Here is a 3,112-nt window from a genome sequence, read left to right as displayed (position 1 = left end):
GAGGGTGGGACCATGCAGGAAGAAGTCACAGCGGCAGGCAACGAGATCAGCGACAGCTTCAGAGCCGCCAAGCATCGGTCTGACCAGGTGCTGACTGAACTGGACAAGAATCCTAGCCGCTACACCATGCTGACCGGCGACCGTCCGACCGGCAGGCTTCACCTGGGCCATTATTTCGGCTCCATCCGCGAGCGCGTCCAAATGCAGAATCGCGGCGTGCACACCAACATCGTCATTGCTGACTACCAGGTCATCACCGACCGGGACACCACCGAGCACATCCGCGACAACGTGCTCAACCTGGTGCTCGACTATCTGGCTGCGGGCATCGACCCCAAGAAGACCATGATCTTCACCCATTCGTCCACCCCTGCAGAGAATCAGCTGCTGCTGCCCTTCCTCTCCCTGGTGACCGAGGCCGAGCTCCACCGCAACCCCACCGTCAAGGCCGAGATGGAGGCCAGCGGCCACGCTCTGACCGGTCTGTTGCTGACATACCCGGTCCACCAGGCCTGCGACATACTCTTCTGCAAGGCCAACGTGGTTCCTATTGGCAAGGACAACCTGCCGCACGTGGAGCTGACCCGGACCATCGCCCGTCGCTTCGACGAGCGCTACCCCGGCCAAGCTCCGGTCTTCCCAGAACCTGATGCCATCCTGTCTGACACCCCTGAGATTCCTGGTCTGGACGGACGCAAGATGAGCAAGTCCTATGGCAACTCCATCATGCTGAGCGCCACCGCCGAGGAGACGGCCAAGCTGATCCGAAAGTCGCCCACCGACTCCGAGCGCAAAATCACCTTCGATCCTGTGAACCGCCCCCAGGTCTCGGCCCTGCTGACCACGGCCGGCCTGGTGACAGACCGGAAGCCCGAGGAGATCGCCGAAGAGATCGGCGATGCCGGCTCGGGCGCCCTCAAGGCCTACGTGACCAAGTCCGTCAACGAGTTCCTGGCACCCCACCGTGAGCGCCGTGCCGAGCTGGCCAAGGACATGGACACCGTGCGCGACATCCTGGTCGAGGGCAACAAGCGCGCCAACCAGATAGCCGAGGAGACCCTTGATCAGGTCCGTTCGGCCATGGGCATGCGCTACTAGACGTCGTACCGCCAGGAGCGGTCGGTCAGCACCCGGGCCGTGACCAGGCCGATGGGCAGGCAGATGATGACCATGAAGGCCCGGAAGGCCCAGTCCAGGGCGTTGAGCGTATTGAACTGCCCCAGGTAGAACATGGCCCGGTACATATACAGGCCGGGCACCATGATGACGATGGAGGGCACGGTCAGGCTGATTCGTGGGTAGCCCAGGTGGGGCGGCAGCAGGCCGTGACGGACCGAGGAGCGCCAGACCGTGGCCAGCATGCCGGCCAGGAAGGCACCTAGGAAGGCGGCCATCTCCGGAGGGACATGGAGCAGGTCCTGCATCTCCAGGCGCATAGTGTCGGTCAGGGCGCCAATGACGGCGGCCACCAGGGCCATGCGCTGGGGCGAGTTGAAGAGGACCGAGAAGCCCCAGACCCCGCAGAAGGCTGCGATCATACGCAGTCCGGCCATCAGCCAGGGACTCAGATTCATCGGTTCAAAGCCCTGGGGGTTGAGCATGACCATCCGCGCCACGGCCCAGCCACCCAGTGTGGCCACCAGGATGATCGAGAAGGCGTAGGTGATGCGCTGCACCCCCGAGGGAAAGTCCAGCTTGGCGATGTCCAGGCCGCCGGTGACCAGGGGGAAGCCGGGAATGACGAAGAGGATGGCGCCGATATAAGCCGTGTCGTGCTTGAGAGCCACCGGGTCGAAGATACCCACCAGTCTCAGCGTGCCGACGCAGGCCAGTGCGGCGATGATGACCGCCACCCCGGTAGCGAAGAACTGGTTGATCCTCCTGCCCAGCATCTGTCGACGCACCCACTGGCCTATGCCAGCGCCGACAAAAGCCCCGGCCATGTCATAGGGACCGCCGCCCAGCAGGAAGACGAAGGCTGCGCAGGCCACAGCCGAGGCGAAACCCGAAAAGAGGGGCGAATAGAGGGGTTTGCGTCGTTCGATCAGGTCCAGGCGTTCATGCGCCTGCCGGACTGTGATGCCACCCGCTGCCTGCGGCTCTGGGTACGCGGACTTGTCAGAGGAGGCAGGCCGCCCAGCCTCAGAGCCGCGGCCTTGGCTGGTTGCAGACGGTCCAGCGGCGGCAGAACCGGCGGCGCTCGAATCCGAATCCTTGGCCACGCCGTCGGCAGACGCGGAAGCAGAGACAGAAGCAGCCTTGGAGCCTTTGGAATCCTCCGGCCGAGGCGTGGAGCCTACAGTGCCCAGACCGGCGGCCGTCCTGGTGTCCATGGCCGCCGCATCGATCCGGTTCTGGCTGATCTCGTCCTCGTTGTGTGCGGCGGTGGCCACCGCATCCTTGAGCGCCTCGGCAGCATCCTGGTCCTGGGCCAGCACCTCCTTGACCGCCTTGCGGGCCGCCGCGTAGACATTCGGCTCGTCCAGGTTGTCCACCAGCTCCCGGGAGACCACCGTCACGGCGTGGTAGGTCCCCGCCTGCCCGCACTTGACGCTGAGCCAGTCCGCGAAATGCTCCAGTAGCCAGATCCGCTCGGTGTTGACCCCGGTGGTGGGCAGGTCCACCACCTCGGTGATGCGGGACACGCCATCCGTGCAGGTGGCTTCGATGTCGGTCAGGTTCACGTCGGCCCGCACATGCACGCCCATGGGGTAGGCAATCCTGTGCATCATCTCGCGCACGCGGAAGCTTCCTGTGCCGGCCCCCAGCTCCAGCATGCCCACCCGCACAATCAGGCTGGTCTTGGCCGCTATGCAGGCCTCGACGATGGGCTTGTCGTAATCACGTTCAATGTCCTCCATGTCCAGCGGAATGGAGTGGGTGTGGTACTTGCTGACCCGTCTGACCTCGGCTGCGGTCCTGCCGCGATAGCCGTCCTTGGAACTCCTGCTCTTGAATTTCACACCCACATTCATACTCCACCCGGATCACGTGCCCTTGCACCGCCGCATGGGACCATGAAACGTATTCGACCCGAAAGCGTCCTAGAATGGGCCGCGAGCCATCGAACCGAAGGCTGTGGGCCTGCAACGCCGACCACCAATAACCGCGG

At 64.2% G+C, this 3,112-nt stretch carries 2 protein-coding genes; one reads left to right on the top strand and one right to left on the bottom strand.

The window, feature by feature from the left end; translation table 11 throughout:
• The first annotated feature begins 12 nt into the window (after nt 1–12).
• Entirely contained in the window at nt 13–1,098 is a 1,086-nt protein-coding gene (trpS, locus tag AC0AP0_RS10940) for a tryptophan--tRNA ligase (RefSeq protein ID WP_490430483.1), read from the top strand.
• Here the strand turns inward: trpS and AC0AP0_RS10935 are convergent.
• Nucleotides 1,095–2,861, bottom strand: a complete 1,767-nt coding sequence (locus AC0AP0_RS10935) for a threonine/serine exporter family protein (protein WP_490430482.1) — start codon at nt 2,859–2,861, stop codon at nt 1,095–1,097. The genes trpS and AC0AP0_RS10935 overlap by 4 nt on opposite strands.
• Nucleotides 2,862–3,112 lie beyond the last annotated feature (251 nt).

The organism is Bifidobacterium sp. POST2/T3 (B1), from assembly GCF_058197115.1.
Note: the sequence above shows the minus strand (reverse complement) of the source record. Positions and strands in the feature narration are given on the sequence as shown.